Source organism: Xanthomonas sp. NCPPB 3218, from assembly GCF_056725185.1.
This window is the reverse complement of record NZ_CM161516.1, coordinates 3,990,260-4,007,047: the sequence shown is the minus strand read 5'-3', so window position 1 is coordinate 4,007,047 and position 16,788 is coordinate 3,990,260. Positions and strand designations below refer to the sequence as shown.

General features: G+C 65.8%; 14 protein-coding genes. 9 read left to right on the top strand and 5 right to left on the bottom strand.

Translation table 11 applies throughout. From position 1 onward, the window contains the following. Positions 1-117: 117 nt before the first annotated feature. Positions 118-1,266, bottom strand: coding sequence for an HDOD domain-containing protein (locus AC1PLS_RS16615; protein ID WP_024940091.1), 1,149 nt, complete (start codon positions 1,264-1,266; stop codon positions 118-120). A gap of 113 nt (positions 1,267-1,379) precedes the next feature. Continuing rightward, a complete protein-coding gene (gene ppa / locus AC1PLS_RS16610; RefSeq protein WP_005990841.1) occupies positions 1,380-1,916 on the bottom strand; it encodes an inorganic diphosphatase in 537 nt (178 codons plus the stop codon). A gap of 198 nt (positions 1,917-2,114) precedes the next feature. On the opposite strand from ppa, the gene AC1PLS_RS16605 reads away from it, so the two are divergent. Next, a complete protein-coding gene (locus tag AC1PLS_RS16605) occupies positions 2,115-2,597 on the top strand; it encodes a hypothetical protein (protein WP_481104508.1) in 483 nt (160 codons plus the stop codon). Positions 2,598-2,870: 273 nt separating this feature from the next. On the opposite strand, the gene AC1PLS_RS16600 is transcribed toward AC1PLS_RS16605, so the two are convergent. Further along, positions 2,871-4,898, bottom strand: a complete 2,028-nt coding sequence (locus AC1PLS_RS16600) for a sodium-translocating pyrophosphatase (RefSeq protein ID WP_054593074.1) — start codon at positions 4,896-4,898, stop codon at positions 2,871-2,873. Between the two features lie 249 nt (positions 4,899-5,147). Between AC1PLS_RS16600 and AC1PLS_RS16595 the strand changes: the two genes are divergently transcribed. Next, on the top strand, positions 5,148-5,672 hold the full coding sequence (locus tag AC1PLS_RS16595; protein WP_046344187.1) for a hypothetical protein: 525 nt from the start codon (positions 5,148-5,150) through the stop codon (positions 5,670-5,672). Between the two features lie 261 nt (positions 5,673-5,933). Here AC1PLS_RS16595 and AC1PLS_RS16590 read toward each other — a convergent pair whose 3' ends face one another. Then, positions 5,934-7,190 (bottom strand): 6-phosphofructokinase, encoded by a 1,257-nt coding sequence (locus tag AC1PLS_RS16590; RefSeq protein WP_154832600.1) that lies wholly within the window; start codon positions 7,188-7,190, stop codon positions 5,934-5,936. A gap of 157 nt (positions 7,191-7,347) precedes the next feature. On the opposite strand from AC1PLS_RS16590, the gene AC1PLS_RS16585 reads away from it, so the two are divergent. The 4 genes from AC1PLS_RS16585 to AC1PLS_RS16570 all read left to right on the top strand — a co-directional run bounded on the left by AC1PLS_RS16585 (position 7,348) and on the right by AC1PLS_RS16570 (position 11,248). Beyond that, the gene (locus AC1PLS_RS16585) at positions 7,348-7,911 is read left to right on the top strand and encodes an adenylate kinase (protein WP_481103867.1); all 564 of its coding nucleotides are present in this window, start codon (positions 7,348-7,350) and stop codon (positions 7,909-7,911) included. Between the two features lie 342 nt (positions 7,912-8,253). Then, positions 8,254-9,624, top strand: coding sequence for a UDP-N-acetylmuramate:L-alanyl-gamma-D-glutamyl-meso-diaminopimelate ligase (gene mpl, locus AC1PLS_RS16580; RefSeq protein WP_481103866.1), 1,371 nt, complete (start codon positions 8,254-8,256; stop codon positions 9,622-9,624). Then, positions 9,621-10,217, top strand: coding sequence for an LON peptidase substrate-binding domain-containing protein (locus tag AC1PLS_RS16575; protein ID WP_481103865.1), 597 nt, complete (start codon positions 9,621-9,623; stop codon positions 10,215-10,217). Before mpl ends, AC1PLS_RS16575 begins: the two co-directional genes overlap by 4 nt. Before the next feature lie 146 nt (positions 10,218-10,363). Next, positions 10,364-11,248: a bestrophin family protein gene (locus tag AC1PLS_RS16570; RefSeq protein WP_024938088.1), complete on the top strand. Its 885-nt coding sequence runs from the start codon at positions 10,364-10,366 to the stop codon at positions 11,246-11,248. Positions 11,249-11,647: 399 nt separating this feature from the next. Here AC1PLS_RS16570 and AC1PLS_RS16565 read toward each other — a convergent pair whose 3' ends face one another. Continuing rightward, positions 11,648-13,735: a bifunctional DedA family/phosphatase PAP2 family protein gene (locus tag AC1PLS_RS16565; protein ID WP_481103864.1), complete on the bottom strand. Its 2,088-nt coding sequence runs from the start codon at positions 13,733-13,735 to the stop codon at positions 11,648-11,650. Between the two features lie 158 nt (positions 13,736-13,893). On the opposite strand from AC1PLS_RS16565, the gene AC1PLS_RS16560 reads away from it, so the two are divergent. The 3 genes from AC1PLS_RS16560 (at position 13,894) to AC1PLS_RS16550 (ending at position 16,784) form a co-directional block, all read left to right on the top strand. Then, complete coding sequence (locus tag AC1PLS_RS16560) at positions 13,894-14,553, top strand: serine/threonine-protein kinase (protein WP_481103863.1); 660 nt, start codon at positions 13,894-13,896, stop codon at positions 14,551-14,553. A gap of 222 nt (positions 14,554-14,775) precedes the next feature. After that, the gene (locus tag AC1PLS_RS16555) at positions 14,776-15,591 is read left to right on the top strand and encodes an SDR family oxidoreductase (protein WP_065048197.1); all 816 of its coding nucleotides are present in this window, start codon (positions 14,776-14,778) and stop codon (positions 15,589-15,591) included. Between the two features lie 218 nt (positions 15,592-15,809). Continuing rightward, positions 15,810-16,784, top strand: a complete 975-nt coding sequence (locus tag AC1PLS_RS16550; protein WP_102580713.1) for a YiiG family protein — start codon at positions 15,810-15,812, stop codon at positions 16,782-16,784. The last annotated feature ends 4 nt before the right edge of the window (positions 16,785-16,788 follow it).

The following is a 16,788-nucleotide window of genomic DNA, read 5'->3' as shown; positions in this document are numbered from 1 at the left end:
CGATCGGAAAGGAGGTGCCGGCTGCACTTCAGCGGCTGCGTTTCAATGCGGCCTTGCTGCAGTGGTGCGGCAAAAAAAAACGCGGCTTTCGCCGCGTTTTTTTTATTCACAGGCAGCTCAAGCCTCGGCAAGCCCCAGCAAGGTATCGGCCTGTTCGCGCCAGGTTGGCAGGCGGGCGAGCACACCGACCTTGGACAGGTACTCTTCGTCCACGGTTTCGCCGCTGGCCAATGCGGTCGCCACATGCACCGCGCCGGTCACCCAGAAACTGCGCAGGCTGGAGCGCTGCGGGTGGCGATGGAAGGCCACCGCTTCGATGATCGGCATCGGCAGGCCCCACAGGCCGAGCAGGTAAGCACCGGCTTCGGTATGGCCCAGGCGGTCGTCGCCGCCTTCCAGCGGCGGCTCGCGCTCGTCGCGCACGCCGGGCAGCAACAAGCCGATATCGGCCAGCAGCGCGGCGGTGGAGCCCAGTTCTGCGCTGGTCGGCGGCAACACCTTGGCGGCCAGTCGCGAGGAGAGCAGGGCGCGGCGCTGCATCGCATTGCGCTCGGCCGGGGTCAGCGTCTGCACCGAGAACACTTCGCTGGCCAGGACCAGGTCGCGCAGCGTGGCCACGCCCAGGCGGGTCACTGCCGTGCGCAGATCGGTGATGCTGCGGCCGCCGGAGAAGAATGCGGAATTGCACAGCTGCAGCACCTTGGCGGCAATCGCCGGATCGCCGGCGATCAGCTTGGCGATATCGGCCGCGTCGGCGCCATCGTCTTCTTCCAGTGCATGCATCAGGCTCAGATACAGATGCGGCGGCGACGGCAGTTTTTCGATCCGGCCGATGGCGGCGCGCAAGCGCGGATTGCCGAGCAGATCGCGCAGTTCTTCCAGGCTGGTGATGGCTTCGAGCAGGACTTCCGGGGCCAGCGGCACCGGCAGAAAGCGGTGCGCCACGCCAATGATGCGAGCAGGCGGGGTGCGCTGACCATCCTGGGCATCGATTAGGGCGATGCGGATGGTGTCCGGGCGCAGCGTACGGATCTGCCCCAGCAACGTGGCGGACGTGAGATCGGGCAGGACGGGGGCGACGATGACCGCGTCGAACGGCGATAACGCGGCCGCCTCGATCGCCGAATTGCCGTCGGCCACCTGCTGCACCTGCCACTGATCACCCAGATCGGCGACATAGTCGCTCAATTCGGACGGAAGACTGGCTTCGTCCCCAACAAACAGAATACGCAAGACACTTCCCCAAGAGTCACCGGTGACAGACACCGGCTAAACGCTGTCGGCAATGTACCCAATCTGCCGCCGGCGGTCACCGGGATCACGCCGGAAGCGTGATCCCGATCGCCCCGCGGTTGCGGGGCTGCGTCACGGTCGTTGGATCAGGGTGCGTCGGAATTATAGCGTTCCACCGACTCCACCAGGATGCGCTTGGCCTCGGCCGCGCCGCCCCAGCCATCCAGCTTGACCCACTTGCCCTTCTCCAAGTCCTTGTAATGCTCGAAGAAATGGCCGATGCGCTCCATCCAGTGGCTGGACACCTGGTTGATGTCCTCGATATGCGCGTAGCCGGAGAAGATCTTCTCGATCGGCACTGCCAGGATCTTTTCGTCGCTGCCGGCCTCATCGCTCATGCGCAGTACGCCCACCGGACGGCAACGCACCACCGAGCCAGGCACCAGCGGCAGCGGCAGCACCACCAGCACGTCGGCCGGGTCGCCGTCGCCGCACAGGGTGTTGGGCACATAGCCGTAATTGCAGGGGTAACGCATCGGGGTGGACAGGATGCGGTCGACGAAGATCGCGCCGCTGGCCTTGTCCACCTCGTACTTGACCGGCTCCGAATCCTTCGGAATTTCGATGACGACGTTGATTTCTTCCGGCAGATTCTTGCCGGAGGTGACCAGTTCAAGACCCATGCGCGTAACTCCCGAGGCGTCATCTAGTGTGTGGAGCGCGATTCTACGCGTTCGGCTGTTGCGGTGCAGCGACACTGAATGGGCAATGTTCTGACCGCCGTGTGCGGCATAGCCCGCATTCATCCCGGGGAGCTCCCCGATCGTCGCGGCCCGCGGCGCGGCGCACGCTGCAGACTCATCCACTGCTCGGGAACTGCCATGTTCAAGCCTGTGCGTTTGCTCGTTGTGCTGCTGCTCGCCGGTGCCGCCAATTTCGCCTCTGCGGCGACGCCGGCGCCGACCTTCGTCGATGCGGTGGACTGGCCCGCCAATAGCGAAGGCTGGGAAGCCTTTGTCGATCTGGAGCAGCGGCTGGAACAGGATTTCGACAACATCTGCGGCGACACCTTTTGCGGCGGCGAGTTCAGCGACTACCAGCCGCTGCGCTTGCGTTGCTCGGTGCACCGGGTCAGCGGCGTGGTGCGCAGCTGCATCTGGACCTTCGGGGCCAGCGAGGTCAGCGTCGACCCCGGCAGCGGGTACCTGCGCTCGGACAGTCGGGTCTGGCGCTGCACGGCGCCGCTGAAGGCAGGGACGCGTCTGGACGAGATGTACCGCACCCTGGCGGTGAACAATCCGCTGTTCGAGCCACTGCCCGGTGGGGCGCCGCCGATCTATGACGGCTTGATTGGTTGCCTCTGAGGAACGCTTGCACCGCAAGCCGTGGCGCGGTGTGTTGCCCGGTGCAGCGATTGCATGCGGGCGCCGGACCTGCCCGGCGTCGGCACGTGCGAGCCGATGCGGCACGCGGACCTCAAGGCCACAGACCTATCGCTTGCCCGTAGCGGGCCGACAAGCGGTGCAAGCCGGCGCAGGGACCGGTGCGGTGCCTGGGATCCGGAACGTGAGCCGGCACGTTCCGGGTCCCCGACTTCCATCACCTTCGATCCGCCTGCGGCTTGCGAAAAGTCGGCCTCAAAGCAGCGGCACCAGCAGCAGGGCCACGATGTTGATGATCTTGATCAGCGGATTGATCGCCGGTCCGGCGGTGTCCTTGTACGGGTCGCCCACCGTGTCACCGGTGATGGCGGCCTTGTGCGCCTCGCTGCCCTTGCCGCCGAAATGGCCGTCTTCGATGTACTTCTTGGCGTTGTCCCAGGCTCCACCGCCGGTGGTCATCGAAATCGCCACGAACAGGCCGGTCACGATCGTGCCGATCAACAGGCCGCCCAGGGCACGCGGGCCGAGCAGCAGCCCGACCACCACCGGCACCACCACCGGCAGCAGCGAGGGCAGGATCATTTCGCGGATCGCCGAGCGGGTCAGCATGTCGACTGCGCGGTCGTATTGGGGCTTGGCGGTGCCGGCCATGATCCCCGGAATCTCGCGGAACTGGCGACGCACTTCTTCGACCACGGCGCCTGCCGCGCGCCCCACCGCTTCCATCGCCATCGCGCCGAACAGATACGGGATCAAGCCGCCGATCAACAAGCCGATGATCACGCTGTGGTCGGACAGATCGAAGGCGAAGACCTCGCCGGGATTGGCCGCCTGCAGGTTGTGCGTGTAGTCGGCAAACAGCACCAGCGCGGCCAGTGCGGCCGAGCCGATCGCATAGCCCTTGGTGACCGCCTTGGTGGTGTTGCCCACAGCATCCAGTGGGTCGGTGATGTTGCGCACCTCCGGCGGCAGCTCGGCCATCTCGGCGATGCCGCCGGCGTTGTCGGTGATGGGCCCGTACGCATCCAGCGCCACGATCATGCCGGCCATCGACAGCATTGCCGTCGCTGCGGTTGCAATGCCGTACAAACCGCCAAAATGAAACGCGCCCCAGATTGCCGCGCACACCGCGATGACCGGCAGCGCGGTGGATTTCATCGAGACGCCCAGGCCGGCAATGATGTTGGTGCCGTGGCCGGTGGTGCTTGCGGCGGCCACGTGCTGCACCGGCTTGTACTGGGTGCCGGTGTAGTACTCGGTGATCCAGACGATCAGGCCGGTAAGCACCAGGCCGATCAATGCGCAGGCGTACAAGGCCGTGGCGCCATGCGTGTTGTCGCGCATCAGCGACTGGGTGATCGGCCAGTAGGCGAGTGCGGCCAAGACGCCGGAAACGACCACGCCTTTGTAGAGCGCGCCCATGATCGAGCCGCCCGCTTTGACCTTGACGAACGAGGCGCCCACGATCGACGCGATGATGGAGACGCCGCCCAGCACCAGCGGGTACAGCACCGCGTGCGGCCCGGTTTCACTCAACGTCAGGCTGCCGAGCAGCATCGTGGCGATCACGGTGACCGCATAGGTTTCGAACAGATCCGCCGCCATGCCGGCGCAGTCGCCAACATTGTCGCCCACGTTGTCGGCGATCACCGCCGGATTGCGCGGGTCGTCCTCGGGGATGCCCGCTTCCACCTTGCCGACCAGGTCTGCGCCCACATCCGCACCCTTGGTGAAAATGCCGCCACCCAGGCGCGCGAAGATCGAAATCAGCGACGAACCGAATGCCAGTCCTACCAGCGCATGCAGGTTGCGCTCCAGCGGCAGTCCCATCGCTTGCAGCAGCGCGTAATAACCGGCCACCCCGAGCAACCCTAGCCCCACCACCAGCATGCCGGTGATGGCGCCGCCGCGGAACGCCACATCCATCGCACGGCCGATGCCATGGCGTGCGGCCTCGGCCGTGCGCACGTTGGCGCGTACCGACACGTTCATGCCGATATAGCCGGCCAACCCGGATAGCACCGCACCAATCGCAAACCCGATGGCGGTGTACCAACTCAGAAACAGCCCGACCAGGACGAACAGCACGCCGCCGGCAATCGAAATGGTGAGGTATTGCCGGTTGAGATACGCGCGTGCACCTTCCTGGATCGCGGCGGCGATCTCCTGCATGCGTGCGTTGCCGCTCGGCTGCGCGATCACCCAGCGTGCCGATACACCGCCATAGACGATTGCCAGGACCGCACATCCCAGCGCAAGTGGTAACCCGTAGTGTTCCAGCATGACCCCTCCCAGAGAATGGATGTCGTCCGGTCGGGACGAACCAAGGGCGATGCACGCAGCGAGTGGGGTGGCGAATACGGACTCGACGGCCATGGAGGCCGCAATGCGCGTCGCGATGTTCGGGTGGCCGGATTGCGGGCGAGTATGCGCCGCGGCCTGCGCCGCTGCCACCACTGCGGCTTTGGCGCGTCGTTCAGTCGCGGCATGACAGCCTGCGGCCAACGTGATCGAGCCGATCCAGGAGTGACGATGTCCAACCATGCCGCGTCAACATATGCCGTGACCATCGCTGCAGTGCTGCTCAGCGCCCATGCGCTCGCTGCCGACCCGACGCCGGAGCTGAAACAGCGCCCGGCCGGCACCGCGCAAGCGGTCGGTGCCGTGCACACCCTGCGCCAGATTCCAGAAGCCTGTGCGCGCCTGGAAGGCGTATTCACCGGCAATGCTGCGCAGCCGTATACGTTGTCGGTGGTGCGCAGCAGTCCCACCTGCCAGCCACGCGCCCGCTTCGTGGATTTCGCCAAGGCCACGCCCAGCGTCGCATCGGGCTGGATCTACAACGACGTGATCCGCGTCCCCAGCGCAGCCTGCCCCGCGCAGCAGGCGGTAGTGCGCATCTGGCGCAAGCCGGTGGATGCCAAGCCGCAGCTCGATGGCCAAGGCCAGTCGCGCATCTATCTGGAAGATGCCAAGCAACAGGCTGCCGCCGGAAAGATCCCGCAGGTGCCGATGTTTGCTGCGCAGATGACGGTGGAAGGCAAGGCCTGTCAGTAACTCAGGCGTTCGCTTCAGTCACTCTATTCAACGACAAACCCCGGCCAGGCCGGGGTTGTCTGCATGACGCTTCACAAGGTCACATGCGTCGTCGCAGCGGCGCATCCGTCGATCAGTGTCGTCAAAAACCTGGACGACCAGGCGGGGCACTGTATCGATGACCGCATGCCGTGTTGCGGTGCATGAGCACTGTGGCAGAGGTGCGAGTGGGTGTATGGGCGTGCAGTGTCCATTACCCCTTCCGGTCGCCCACGCCGACGTTCATCCCTCCCAGTTCGGCAATTTTTTCGCCACTGCCACGTTCTTCAGCGTCACATACTTCGGCAACCCGTCGCTGCCGTAGGCCAGCGGCGCTTCGCCCTTGATCAACGGGGCGAAATAACGGCGAGCGCGCTCGGTGATGCCGAAGCCGTCTTTGCGCAGGAAGCTGGGCGGCATCTTCTTTTCGTGGTTGGCCACCTTGTGCAGCGGGGCCGGCACGATCTTCCAGCGATACGGTGCGTCGCTGACGCGTTCGATCACCGGGATCACCGCGTTCATGCCCTTGAGCGCGTATTGCACCGCGGCCTTGCCGACGGCCTGTGCCTGCTCCCAGTCGGTCTTGGAGGCCAGATGGCGTGCGGAGCGCTGCAGGTAATCGGGCAGGGTCCAGTGCACCTTGTAGCCGAGTTCCTGCTTGACCTGCGCGGCCAGGAACGAAGCCACGCCGCCCAGTTGCGCATGGCCGAACGAATCGGCCGCGCCGCCCGCGTCGGCGACGAAGCTGCCGTGTGCGTCCTGAATGCCTTCGCTTGCGACCACCACACACCAACCGACCTTTTCCACCACCTGCTTGACCTTGGCCAGAAACGCGGCCTGGTCGTAGGCCCGCTCGGGCAGCAGGATGATCTGCGGTGCGTCGTCCGGGCCTTGGCCGGCCAGGCCTGCGGCAGCGGCCAACCAGCCGGCGTGGCGTCCCATCGCCTCGTAGATGAAGACCTTGGTCGAGGTGTCGGCCATGGCGGCGACATCCAGTGCCGCCTCGCGCACCGATACCGCGGTGTATTTGGCCGCCGAGCCGAAGCCGGGGCAGGTATCAGTCACCGCCAGATCGTTGTCGATGGTCTTGGGCACGCCGATGCAGTGCAGCGGGTAGCCATAGGCCTTGGCCAGCTGCGAGACCTTCCAGGCGGTATCGGCCGAGTCGTTGCCGCCGTTGTAGAGGAACCAGCGCACGTCATGCGCACGCAGCACATCAAGCAGGCGCTCGTACTTGGCGCTGTCTTCTTCCAGCGATTTGAGCTTGTAGCGGCACGAGCCAAACGCGCCACCCGGGGTCTGCGCCAGTGCGGCGATCGTGGCGGCGGACTCCTTTGACGTGTCGATCAGCTCCTCGCGCAATGCGCCCAGGATGCCGTTGCGTGCGGCCAGCACCTTGATCTTGCGTGCGCGCGCCTCGGTGATCACGCCGGCGGCGGTGGCGTTGATGACGGCAGTGACGCCGCCGGACTGGGCATACAACAAGTTGCCAGTAGACATAGGGGGACGGGCTCCTCGATGGGACATGGCGCAGGGGACAGTGCCGGGACATTCCCCGGATGCGGTAAGCTGCACGACCATACGGTCAGCGCTGGCGAAGACCTGAGTCTAACGCCGCCAACCGCAACGCGTTTTTATTCGAAAGTGGAGTCCACTGATGCGATTGGTTCTGTTGGGACCGCCCGGTTCGGGCAAGGGCACCCAGGCGACACGTCTCAAAGACAAGTTTGAGATCCCGCATATTTCCACCGGCGATCTGCTGCGCGCCGAAGTGGCCGCCGGCTCGCCGCTGGGCCTGAAGGCCAAGGAAGTGATGGCACGCGGTGATCTGGTCTCCGACGAGATCCTGCTCGGCATGCTGGAGGCGCGGCTCGGTCAGGCCGATGTCGCCAAGGGTTTCATCCTCGACGGCTATCCGCGCAACGTGGCGCAGGCCAATGCGCTGGACGACCTGCTCGGCAAGATCGGTCAGCCGCTGGATGCGGTGGTGCAGCTGGATGTGGCCAGCGAATTGCTGGTCGAGCGCATCGCCGGCCGCGCCAAGGCCGAGGGCCGCGAGGACGACAATCCCGAGTCGGTGCGCAAGCGCCTGCAGGTCTATACCGACTCCACGGCACCGGTGATCGGTTTCTACGAACAGCGCGGCAAGCTGGCACGCGTGGACGGCGTGGGCTCGCTGGATGAAGTGCTGAAACGTATCGGCACCGCGCTCGGTCGCTGAGACGGTTCGGGCCGGGCAGTGCGCCCGGTCCATCCGCCGCGCTGGAATCCGTCGCGGCTTGCGTAACGCATTGATTGCGCAAAAGAAAAACCCCGGACGTACAAGACGCCCGGGGCAGAATAACGCCAGCAATGAGCTTGCTCAGAGCTCCACAGCATGAGCTCCCTGGGGATTTGGCCTCTTGGGGAGTAGGACCAAAGGGGTGCTGCGACTGGCGTTCAGCATAGTGATGGATGTGACGCAGTTCGCATATCGGGAAATTCCCGACAGTACGGTAGGTCTTTCCTGACACTGCGCTCGGCAACGAGGCGGAATGGCCGGCAACTCCGGCGATCGGCGACAATGCGCCCCATGACCAAACTCCACATCCTCGGCATCGCCGGGACCTTCATGGGCGGTGTCGCCGCCCTTGCGCGCGAGCTGGGCTGGCAGGTAGAGGGCAGCGACCAGGCCATCTATCCGCCGATGTCCACCCAGTTGGAAACCCTCGGCATCGCGCTGGCACAAGGCTACGCGCCGTCCAATATTTCGGCCGATGCCAGCGACGTCGTCATCGGCAATGCCTTGTCGCGCGGCAACCCGGCGGTCGAAGCAGTGCTCGATGCCGGCCGTCGCTATAGCTCCGGTGCGCAATGGCTGGCCGAGCAGGTGTTGCCGGGCCGCGACACCCTGGCCGTCGCCGGCACCCACGGCAAGACCACCACCACCACCATCCTGAGCTATCTGCTGGAAGCTGCCGGGCGCGCGCCGGGCTTTCTGATCGGTGGTGTGGCCGAAGACTTCGGGGTCTCGGCGCGGCTGGGCCAGGGACGCGAATTCGTGGTGGAAGCCGACGAATACGACACCGCGTTCTTCGACAAGCGCAGCAAGTTCGTGCATTACCGGCCGCTGGTGGCGATCCTCAACAACCTCGAGTACGACCACGCCGACATCTTTCCGGACGTGGCCGCGATCCAGCGCCAGTTCCATCATCTGGTACGCACGGTGCCGGCGCGCGGGCGGCTGATCGTCAACGGCGAGGATGCGCGCCTGGCCGAGGTGCTGGCGATGGGCTGCTGGACCCCGGTGGAGCGCTTCGGTTTCGATGCCTCTCTCGAGTGGAGCGCACGCTTGATCGCCGCCGACGGCAGTGCATTCGCGGTGCTGCAGCGTGGGGTGGAGATCGGCCAGGTGCAGTGGCCGCTGGTCGGGCGGCATAACGTGCTCAATGGATTGGCGGCACTGGCCGCCGTGCATGCGGTAGGCGTGGATCCGGCAACGGTGATGCCGGCGCTGGCGCGCTTTCAAAGCGTCAAACGGCGGCTGGAGCTGTTGGGGCAGGCGCGCGACATCACCGTGTACGACGACTTCGCCCATCACCCCACTGCGATTGCGACCACCTTGCAGGGCTTGCGTGCGAAGGTTGGTGCGGCGCGCGTGCTGGTGGCGATGGAGCCGCGCAGCAATTCGATGCGGCTGGGCGCACATGCGCAGGCGTTGGCGCCGTCGTTGCGCGATGCCGATGCGGTGGTGTTTCTGCATCGCCCCGAACTGGCCTGGGATGCCGCACCGATCATCGCGCAGGTGCGCGGTGAGGCGCACGTGGCGCATGACGTGGAGGCGTTGCTGCAGACACTGGGCGAGATTGCGCAGCCGGGCGACCATGTGGTGTTCATGTCCAATGGCGGTTTCGATGGCGCGCCGCGTCGCTTCCTGGCGCAATTGTCCCGATGACCGGCCTCACGACCACCGCCGACACCAGCGCCTTGCCGCTGTTTCCGCTGCACAGCGTGCTGTTGCCGGGTGCGGCAATGGGCTTGCGCGTGTTCGAGCGCCGCTATCTGGACCTGGTGCGCGAGAGCGGCCGCACCGGCAGCAGCTTCGGTGTGTGCCTGATCCTGGATGGCAGCGAAGTCGGCGTGCCGGCGACACCGGCTGCGTTCGGTACCGAAGTGCGTATCGAGGATTTCGATGTCGGTGCCGATGGCGTGCTGGTGCTGCGCCTGCGTGGCACGCGTCGCTTCCGTGTGCAGCGCTCGCGCATTCGCGACAACGGGTTGGTGGTCGGCGAGGTGAGTTGGTGCGAGCCCGACAGCGACGACGAACTGCGGCCCGAGCATGGCCTGCTGGCAACCGTGCTCGAGCGCATGCTCGAACAAGTCGGCGGCGAATTCGCCTCTGCCGGGCCGGAGCTGCTGGACCAGGCGGCATGGGTCGGCTGGCGGCTGGCCGAACTGCTGCCATTGACCGAGCAGCAGCGTCTGTCGCTGTTGCAGCTGGACGATCCGCATCGGCGCCTGGACCAATTGCTGGCCTGGATGCCGTGACGCGGTGAAACAACTGCGCGCGTGACCCATCACCGCGCTTGCACCCTTGCAACGGCACACTCGCCACGCTTGAGTGCGCTCACGATGGCATCCATGTAGTGGATGCGCGCATGGGCGTCACTCGTTTTCGATCCACGGAGTGTGCCTTGATCATCGATGTCAAACCGCGTGTGGCGGATGTGTTCAGTCAGGTCTGGCGGACCCTGGCGGTATTGTTCGTGTGGGACGTGTTGATCACGATCATCTACTACGTGCTGCCGTTCCGCGCGCCCGCATTGCCGTTGACCATCTTCGGCTCGGCGCTGGCGTTGTTCCTGGGCTTTCGCGCCAACTCGACCTATCAACGCTGGTGGGAAGGGCGTGTGCTGTGGGGCCAGATGATCAATGCATCGCGCAATCTGGTCCGCCTGAGCGTCAGCATCCTGTCCGCGCCGGAAGCGGCAGCACTGGGCCGCACCATCGCGCTGCGCCAGATCGCCTACGTCAATGCGTTGCGCTGCCAATTGCGGCGGCTGCCGGTGGCGATGGCGCTGGAGCCGCGTCTGCATGCCGACGAAGTGGCCGCGGTGATCACGCGCACCAATGTCGCCAATGGCCTGCTCGACACCACCGGGCGCAGCGTCGAGCAGGCGCGTCGCGATGGCTGGATCGACAGCATTCAACAAGCCAGTGTCGAGCGCATCCTGGTGGATATCGCCAACGCGCAGGGCGGCATGGAACGGCTGAAGAATACGCCGTTGCCGTACCAATACCGCTTCTACCCGAACCTGTTCACGCGGCTGTTCTGCGTGCTGCTGCCGATCGGCCTGGTGGAGACGCTGCAATATGCGACGCCGGTGGGGTCGACGGTGGCAGGTCTGATGTTCCTGGCAGTACTCAAGATCGGCGACGAACTGGTCGACCCGTTCGCCAATGCCATCCACGACCTGCCGCTGGACAGCATGTGCCGGACGGTGGAAATCGACGCCTTGCAGGCCATCGGCGAACAGGCGCCCGAGCCGATGCAGCCGGTGGATGGCGTGCTGTGGTGAGTGCATCGCGCCTGCATCAATGCGGTTTGTGCGTATCCAAACGGCGTTGAGGCGCAGGCTCTCGGTCAGCTCGAGAGCTGATCGGACGCTGCGGATGCGTCGGTTGTAGGCGGCTGATCTGCAGACTGGCTGCAGGGGGCCTTGCCCGCCTACCGTCACGGGACACGCTGCAAATCCGTCCATGTAGGTTCTTGCGCGGACGCGGCATCCATGCCGCGTAAGGTCCCGCGAGCGGTGAGGCAACGCGCACTCGACCAACCAGGCTGTTGAGCTGAACATTCGGCCGCATCCACGCGACGCGAGCGCGTTGCCGCCATCGGTACAGCGTTCAAGAAGTTCTCCTGGCGGCTCCTGTCTACAGAAGTGCGCGTTCGCCGACCGCTGCTGCTGCCCGATTGATCAAGGACGCTGTCGTGACGGATCCGATGCAGCCGGATCGGACGCGGTGGTTTCCGTTTGTGATGCAGCGCTGTCTTTGTCCTCTCGCTGCAGCGCATTTGCCGACGTGCTGTCGATCAATATCACTGGGACCTGCGAGCGCCGACGCTGTTCGACGCGATGCGGCAATGGGCCGAGTGCTTCACGTAATGCGCTTAGCGCCGGGTCGACACCACGCAGCGGATACCACAGGCCGATCAGGCTGAAGTGGCGGCTGTAGCGCAGCGTCTGCGTGCTGCCCACCCACAACGGTTGCGCGCCAGGCTGCAGGCGTGCGGCCGCCGGCCACAGGCGCAACACATGCACATGGCCGGGCGCGGCGTGACGCACCATCAGCAGCGCTTCGACCTGCGTGTCCAGCGTGGCCGGGAGGATCGGCACCTCGTCCGGGCGGCCGCCGACATCCAGCAGATGCAGCGCCTGCTCCCAGCCGGCTTGTGGCTGGATGCGCCACCCGCGTGCTTCCAGCTGGCGCTGCAGCGGTGCCAGCGGGCCGGCCAGTTGCACGTCCAGCGGCCAGCGCTGGTCGTCGTCGAATTCGTTGCGGCGTGCCGGCAGCAGGCGCCATTGGCCATCCCACCAGTCGCTGGCGGGCAACTCCATCAGCAACGGTGGCGGCGGTTCGAACCTGGCCAGTTTGGTGCCCAGGTTGCGCGGTGCGAACACGATCGCGCAGGTCAGGAACACGCCGTAGAAGATCCACGAGACCGGCTTGACCCAGAACGCACGGGTGGCACGACGGCGATAGGCGATGCCCAGCACCAGCAGCCAGAAGATGCCGAACAGCATGCCGCCGACCACGTCGCTGAGCCAGTGCGCGCCCAGATACAGGCGGGCGAAACCGATCAGCGACACGATCGCGCCACTGACCAGGTACGGCCATACCCGGCGCCGGCCCGGCAGCTCGCGCGCGATCAGCAGCGCGAAGAAGCCAAAGCCGATCGTGGCCATGGTGACCGCCACCGACGGAAACCCGAAGCCGCTGCTGGCCGCCGGCGGGCGCACCACCTGCACGGTGGCGCCCAGCAGTTGTGTCAACGCCAGGCCGAAGGCCAGTGCGATCACCCAATGCGCCACCGCCATCCAGCGGCGCCGCCAGGCCAGATAGCCCATTGCCGCCGCGATCGCCGGCAGCAGCACCTGCCAGTCGCCCAGCGAGGCCAGCGCCACCATCGGGTAGTCGGCCAGCGGGTTGCGCAGCGCCAGCATCAGATCGTGCACGGCCAGGTCCACGCGCAGCGGCTCACCGTGCGCCAGCACCACCATCAGCAACACGAACCAGCCCCAGCCCAGCAGCAACAGCATCAACGCCATCATCGCCAGCGGTACCGACTCGCGACGGCGCGGGTCGAATACGCTCACCGACCAGTTGCCCAGCACCGGATGCCGATGCGACCACTCCAGCAGGCGCGCCAGCAAGGCGTCCAGGTGGCCGGCCGACCAGCGGTACGAGTACAGCACCATCGCCCAGGCCAGGCCGATCACTGCGGCCAGCAAGGCGACCACCACGAACAGGCGGCCGGCGACTGCAGCCACCGCGTCGTAGGCAGTGCCCAGCACCCAGCCGGGCACCAGGAACAGCAGCGCCCACGAGATGCAGGCCAGGCCGCTGGCGATCAGATAGCGCTTGAACGGCATGTGCGACATGCCGGCGATGGCCGGCACGAACGGCCGCACCGCGCCCACGTAACGCGCGATCAGGATGCTCTTGAAGGCATTGCGCCGGAACAGGAGCTCGCCGCGCTCCAGCAGTTGCGGGTAGCGGCGAAACGGCCAGTAGGTGTGCAACTGGTGGCCCCAACGATGGCCGACCCAGAAACTGAGCGCATCGCCGATGAAGGCGCCCAGGGTGGCACAGGCCACCGCATACGGCCCGTTGATCTGACCCAGCCCGATCAGCACACCGATGGCGAACAGCAACGGCAGCGCCGGCACGATGGCGCCAAGCACGATCACCGCATCGGAAAATGCGATGGCAAAGATCACCACGCCAGCCAGGGTGGGGTGGTGTCCGATCCACTCCAGCGTGGCGTCGATCCATGAATTCATCCCGCGATTATAGGTGGGCATGGCGATGAGGTGACTTGCGCCCTCGTCACATCGCCCGGTCCGCTTCACCTCGGGTTGCGGGCGGATCAGAGCGCACGCGAGCTTGACCGCAGGCAACGCGCGCTGTGGCGATGCAGGCGCCCCGCCTACAATGGGGGATGAGTGACGAACCCGCCGGCAACCTACCGCTGAAGTCCGATACCTTCGGGCGCATCCTGTTGATCCGCGACGCCGATCGCCTGTTCGTGCGGCGCGACCTGAGCGCGGCGCCATGGCTGCTGCGCGGGGTGGCCTGGTGGCTGGCGCGGCGCGAAGCCCTGGCGCTGCGCCAGCTCGATGGCTTGGCGCGGACACCGCGTCTGTTGCACTGGGACGGATGCCATCTGGACCGCAGCTATCTGGCCGGCGACGCGATGTACCAGCGCCCGCCGCGCGGCGATCTGGCCTACTTCCGCCGTGCGCGCAGGTTGTTGCAGCAGTTGCACCGCCGCGGGGTGGCACACAACGATCTGGCCAAGGAAGCCAACTGGCTGGTGCAGGACGACGGCAGCCCGGCGGTGATCGATTTCCAGCTGGCGGTACGCGGCAATCCGCGCGCGCCCTGGATGCGTCTGCTTGCACGCGAAGACCTGCGGCACCTGCTCAAGCACAAGCGCATGTACTGCCCGGCCGCGATCACCCCGGTGGAACGTCGCGTGCTCAAGCGCACCTCCTGGGTCCGCAAGCTGTGGTTCGCCACCGGCAAGCCGGTCTACCGCTTCGTGACCCGCCGCGTGCTGCATTGGGAAGACAACGAGGGGCGGGGGCCGAGGCCCTGAGGGGCGGGGATTGGTTATTGGGGATTGGGGATTCGTAAGAGCGTATGGCTTGGGCCTGCGGGTTGGTCGATGCAAGTGGGGGAGGCGATACGCTTTTGCGAATCCCGAATCCCGAATCCCGAATCCCGAATCCCGAATCCCGCACCGTTCTTGCTCGGGTTGTAAGCTTTTGCGAATCCCCAATCCCCAATCCCCAATCCCCAATCCCCAATCCCCAATCCAATGACCCTAAACGGCAAAACCCTCTTCATCACCGGTGCCTCGCGCGGGATCGGCCTGGCGATTGCGTTGCGGGCGGCGCGGGATGGGGCCAATGTGGCGATCGCGGCCAAATCGGCAGTGGCCAATCCCAAGTTGCCCGGCACCATCCACAGCGCGGCCGCGGCGGTGACTGCGGCCGGTGGGCAGGCGCTGGCGCTCAAGTGCGATATCCGCGACGAAGCGCAGGTGCGTGCTGCGGTGGCCGCCACGGTCGATGCGTTTGGCGGCATCGATATCCTGGTCAACAACGCCAGTGCGATCTGGTTGCGTGGCGCGCTGGAGACGCCGATGAAGCGCTTCGACCTGATGCAGCAGGTCAACGCGCGCGGCAGTTTTCTGTGCGCGCAGGCGTGCCTGCCGCATCTGTTGCAGGCGCCCAATCCGCATATCCTCACGCTGGCGCCGCCACCGTCCTTGAACCCGGCGTGGTGGGGCGCGCATACCGGCTACACGCTGGCCAAGATGGGCATGAGCCTGGTGACGCTGGGGCTGGCAGCCGAGTTCGGCCCGCAAGGCGTGGCGATCAATGCGCTATGGCCGCGCACGGTGATCGCCACCGATGCGATCAACATGATCGATGGCGTGGACGCAGCCGCGTGTCGACGGCCGGAGATCATGGCCGACGCGGCACATGCGGTGCTGACGCGCGAGGCGGCCGGATTTCATGGCCAGTTCCTGATCGACGACCAGGTGCTGGCCGAGGCCGGCGTCACCGACCTGAGCGGCTACGCGGTCGACCCGTCGCGCGCGTTGTTGCCGGATCTGTTTCTCGACTGAGCGCGGCCAACGGCCCGCGCGCGCAGCCGGCCTGATACGGGTACGCCGTCAGCGGCGCATGCGGCCAGCGCGATTCGAAAAAATCGATGCGGCGGACCAGCGGCCGCGCCCCGGCATGACAGCCAAGCCGTCGGCGTCCGGGCGTGAGCACAGGGAGTTCACAGTCGTGTTTGCTATCGTGCGCGGCTGAAACCGTTTCCAACAAGGATGTACAGCGCGTGTCTTCGATGTTCCGTGTAGTCGTTTTGGCGGCGTCCGTGTCCGTCCTGGTGGCCGCTTGCGGCGGCAAGTCGCCGTCGCCTGCAACCGATGCCAAGACGAGTGAAAAACAGCCGGACTCCCTGCAAGGCGTGACCGCAAAGCTCGGCGCCTACATCGACTGCTTCAATCGCATCGATGCGAAGGTGCACGCCGGCGCCAGGCAATACACCGGCTGGATGCAGGACCCGTTCGCCGGCCCGACCGGTCGCGAATCCGGCATGACCGGCCCGTACGATATCGACGCCTACGACATGAAGCAGTGCGATGCGCCGGTCAGCGCGGCCGCTGCGGCGAACCCGTCGCTGCCTGCATTGGACAAGGCGGCGCGCGACTACCGCGCGGCGTTGAAGGCGCTGCAGCCGATCAGTCACGCGGTAGCCGACTACTACACGCGTCAGGACTACGAAGACGACCAGTTCGCCAAGGGTAAGCAGCTGCACCCGGAGCTGATGAAGGTGCTGGCCACCTATGCCGATGCCAGTACCGCCTTCAGCGCCGAACTGGACACGCAAAACGACGCGGCGCAACGCGAAAAACTCAAGATGCTGGAGCAGGGCGAGGGCCGCACGCGCGAATACTACCGGCTGGCGATGATGCTCGACGCCAAGGAGATCGCCGATGCGCTGGAACAGGAGCAGTTCGACGTGCCACGGGTCAGTACGCTGCTGGACGGCTTCAACCGTCTCTCCGACGAAGCGCATGCCAAAGTGGCCGATCAGGAGCCGGGCAGGCTGGACTGGAACAGCTTCGAGACCGCTGCGGAAACCTTCCGCAGACAAGCCAAGGCGCGGGTGAAACGCGTGGTCGAACGAACGCCCTATAGCAAGATGGAACAGGGCTGGCTGGACAACCCCTCGCTGGCGCCGGAGGGTTCGCCACGCAAGTTGCTCAACACGTACAACGCGCTGGTGTTCGAAAGCAATCGTCAGTAATTGC

What these genes read in the sequence shown, in the direction of transcription:
- ppa (WP_005990841.1), bottom strand. Translation starts at nt 1,916, where the DNA reads ATGGGTCTTGAACTGGTCACCTCCGGCAAGAATCTGCCGGAAGAAATC.
- AC1PLS_RS16605 (WP_481104508.1), top strand. Translation starts at nt 2,115, where the DNA reads ATGTTCAAGCCTGTGCGTTTGCTCGTTGTGCTGCTGCTCGCCGGTGCC.
- AC1PLS_RS16600 (WP_054593074.1), bottom strand. Translation starts at nt 4,898, where the DNA reads ATGCTGGAACACTACGGGTTACCACTTGCGCTGGGATGTGCGGTCCTG.
- AC1PLS_RS16595 (WP_046344187.1), top strand. Translation starts at nt 5,148, where the DNA reads ATGTCCAACCATGCCGCGTCAACATATGCCGTGACCATCGCTGCAGTG.
- AC1PLS_RS16590 (WP_154832600.1), bottom strand. Translation starts at nt 7,190, where the DNA reads ATGTCTACTGGCAACTTGTTGTATGCCCAGTCCGGCGGCGTCACTGCC.
- AC1PLS_RS16585 (WP_481103867.1), top strand. Translation starts at nt 7,348, where the DNA reads ATGCGATTGGTTCTGTTGGGACCGCCCGGTTCGGGCAAGGGCACCCAG.
- mpl (WP_481103866.1), top strand. Translation starts at nt 8,254, where the DNA reads ATGCGCCCCATGACCAAACTCCACATCCTCGGCATCGCCGGGACCTTC.
- AC1PLS_RS16575 (WP_481103865.1), top strand. Translation starts at nt 9,621, where the DNA reads ATGACCGGCCTCACGACCACCGCCGACACCAGCGCCTTGCCGCTGTTT.
- AC1PLS_RS16565 (WP_481103864.1), bottom strand. Translation starts at nt 13,735, where the DNA reads ATGAATTCATGGATCGACGCCACGCTGGAGTGGATCGGACACCACCCC.
- AC1PLS_RS16560 (WP_481103863.1), top strand. Translation starts at nt 13,894, where the DNA reads ATGAGTGACGAACCCGCCGGCAACCTACCGCTGAAGTCCGATACCTTC.
- AC1PLS_RS16555 (WP_065048197.1), top strand. Translation starts at nt 14,776, where the DNA reads ATGACCCTAAACGGCAAAACCCTCTTCATCACCGGTGCCTCGCGCGGG.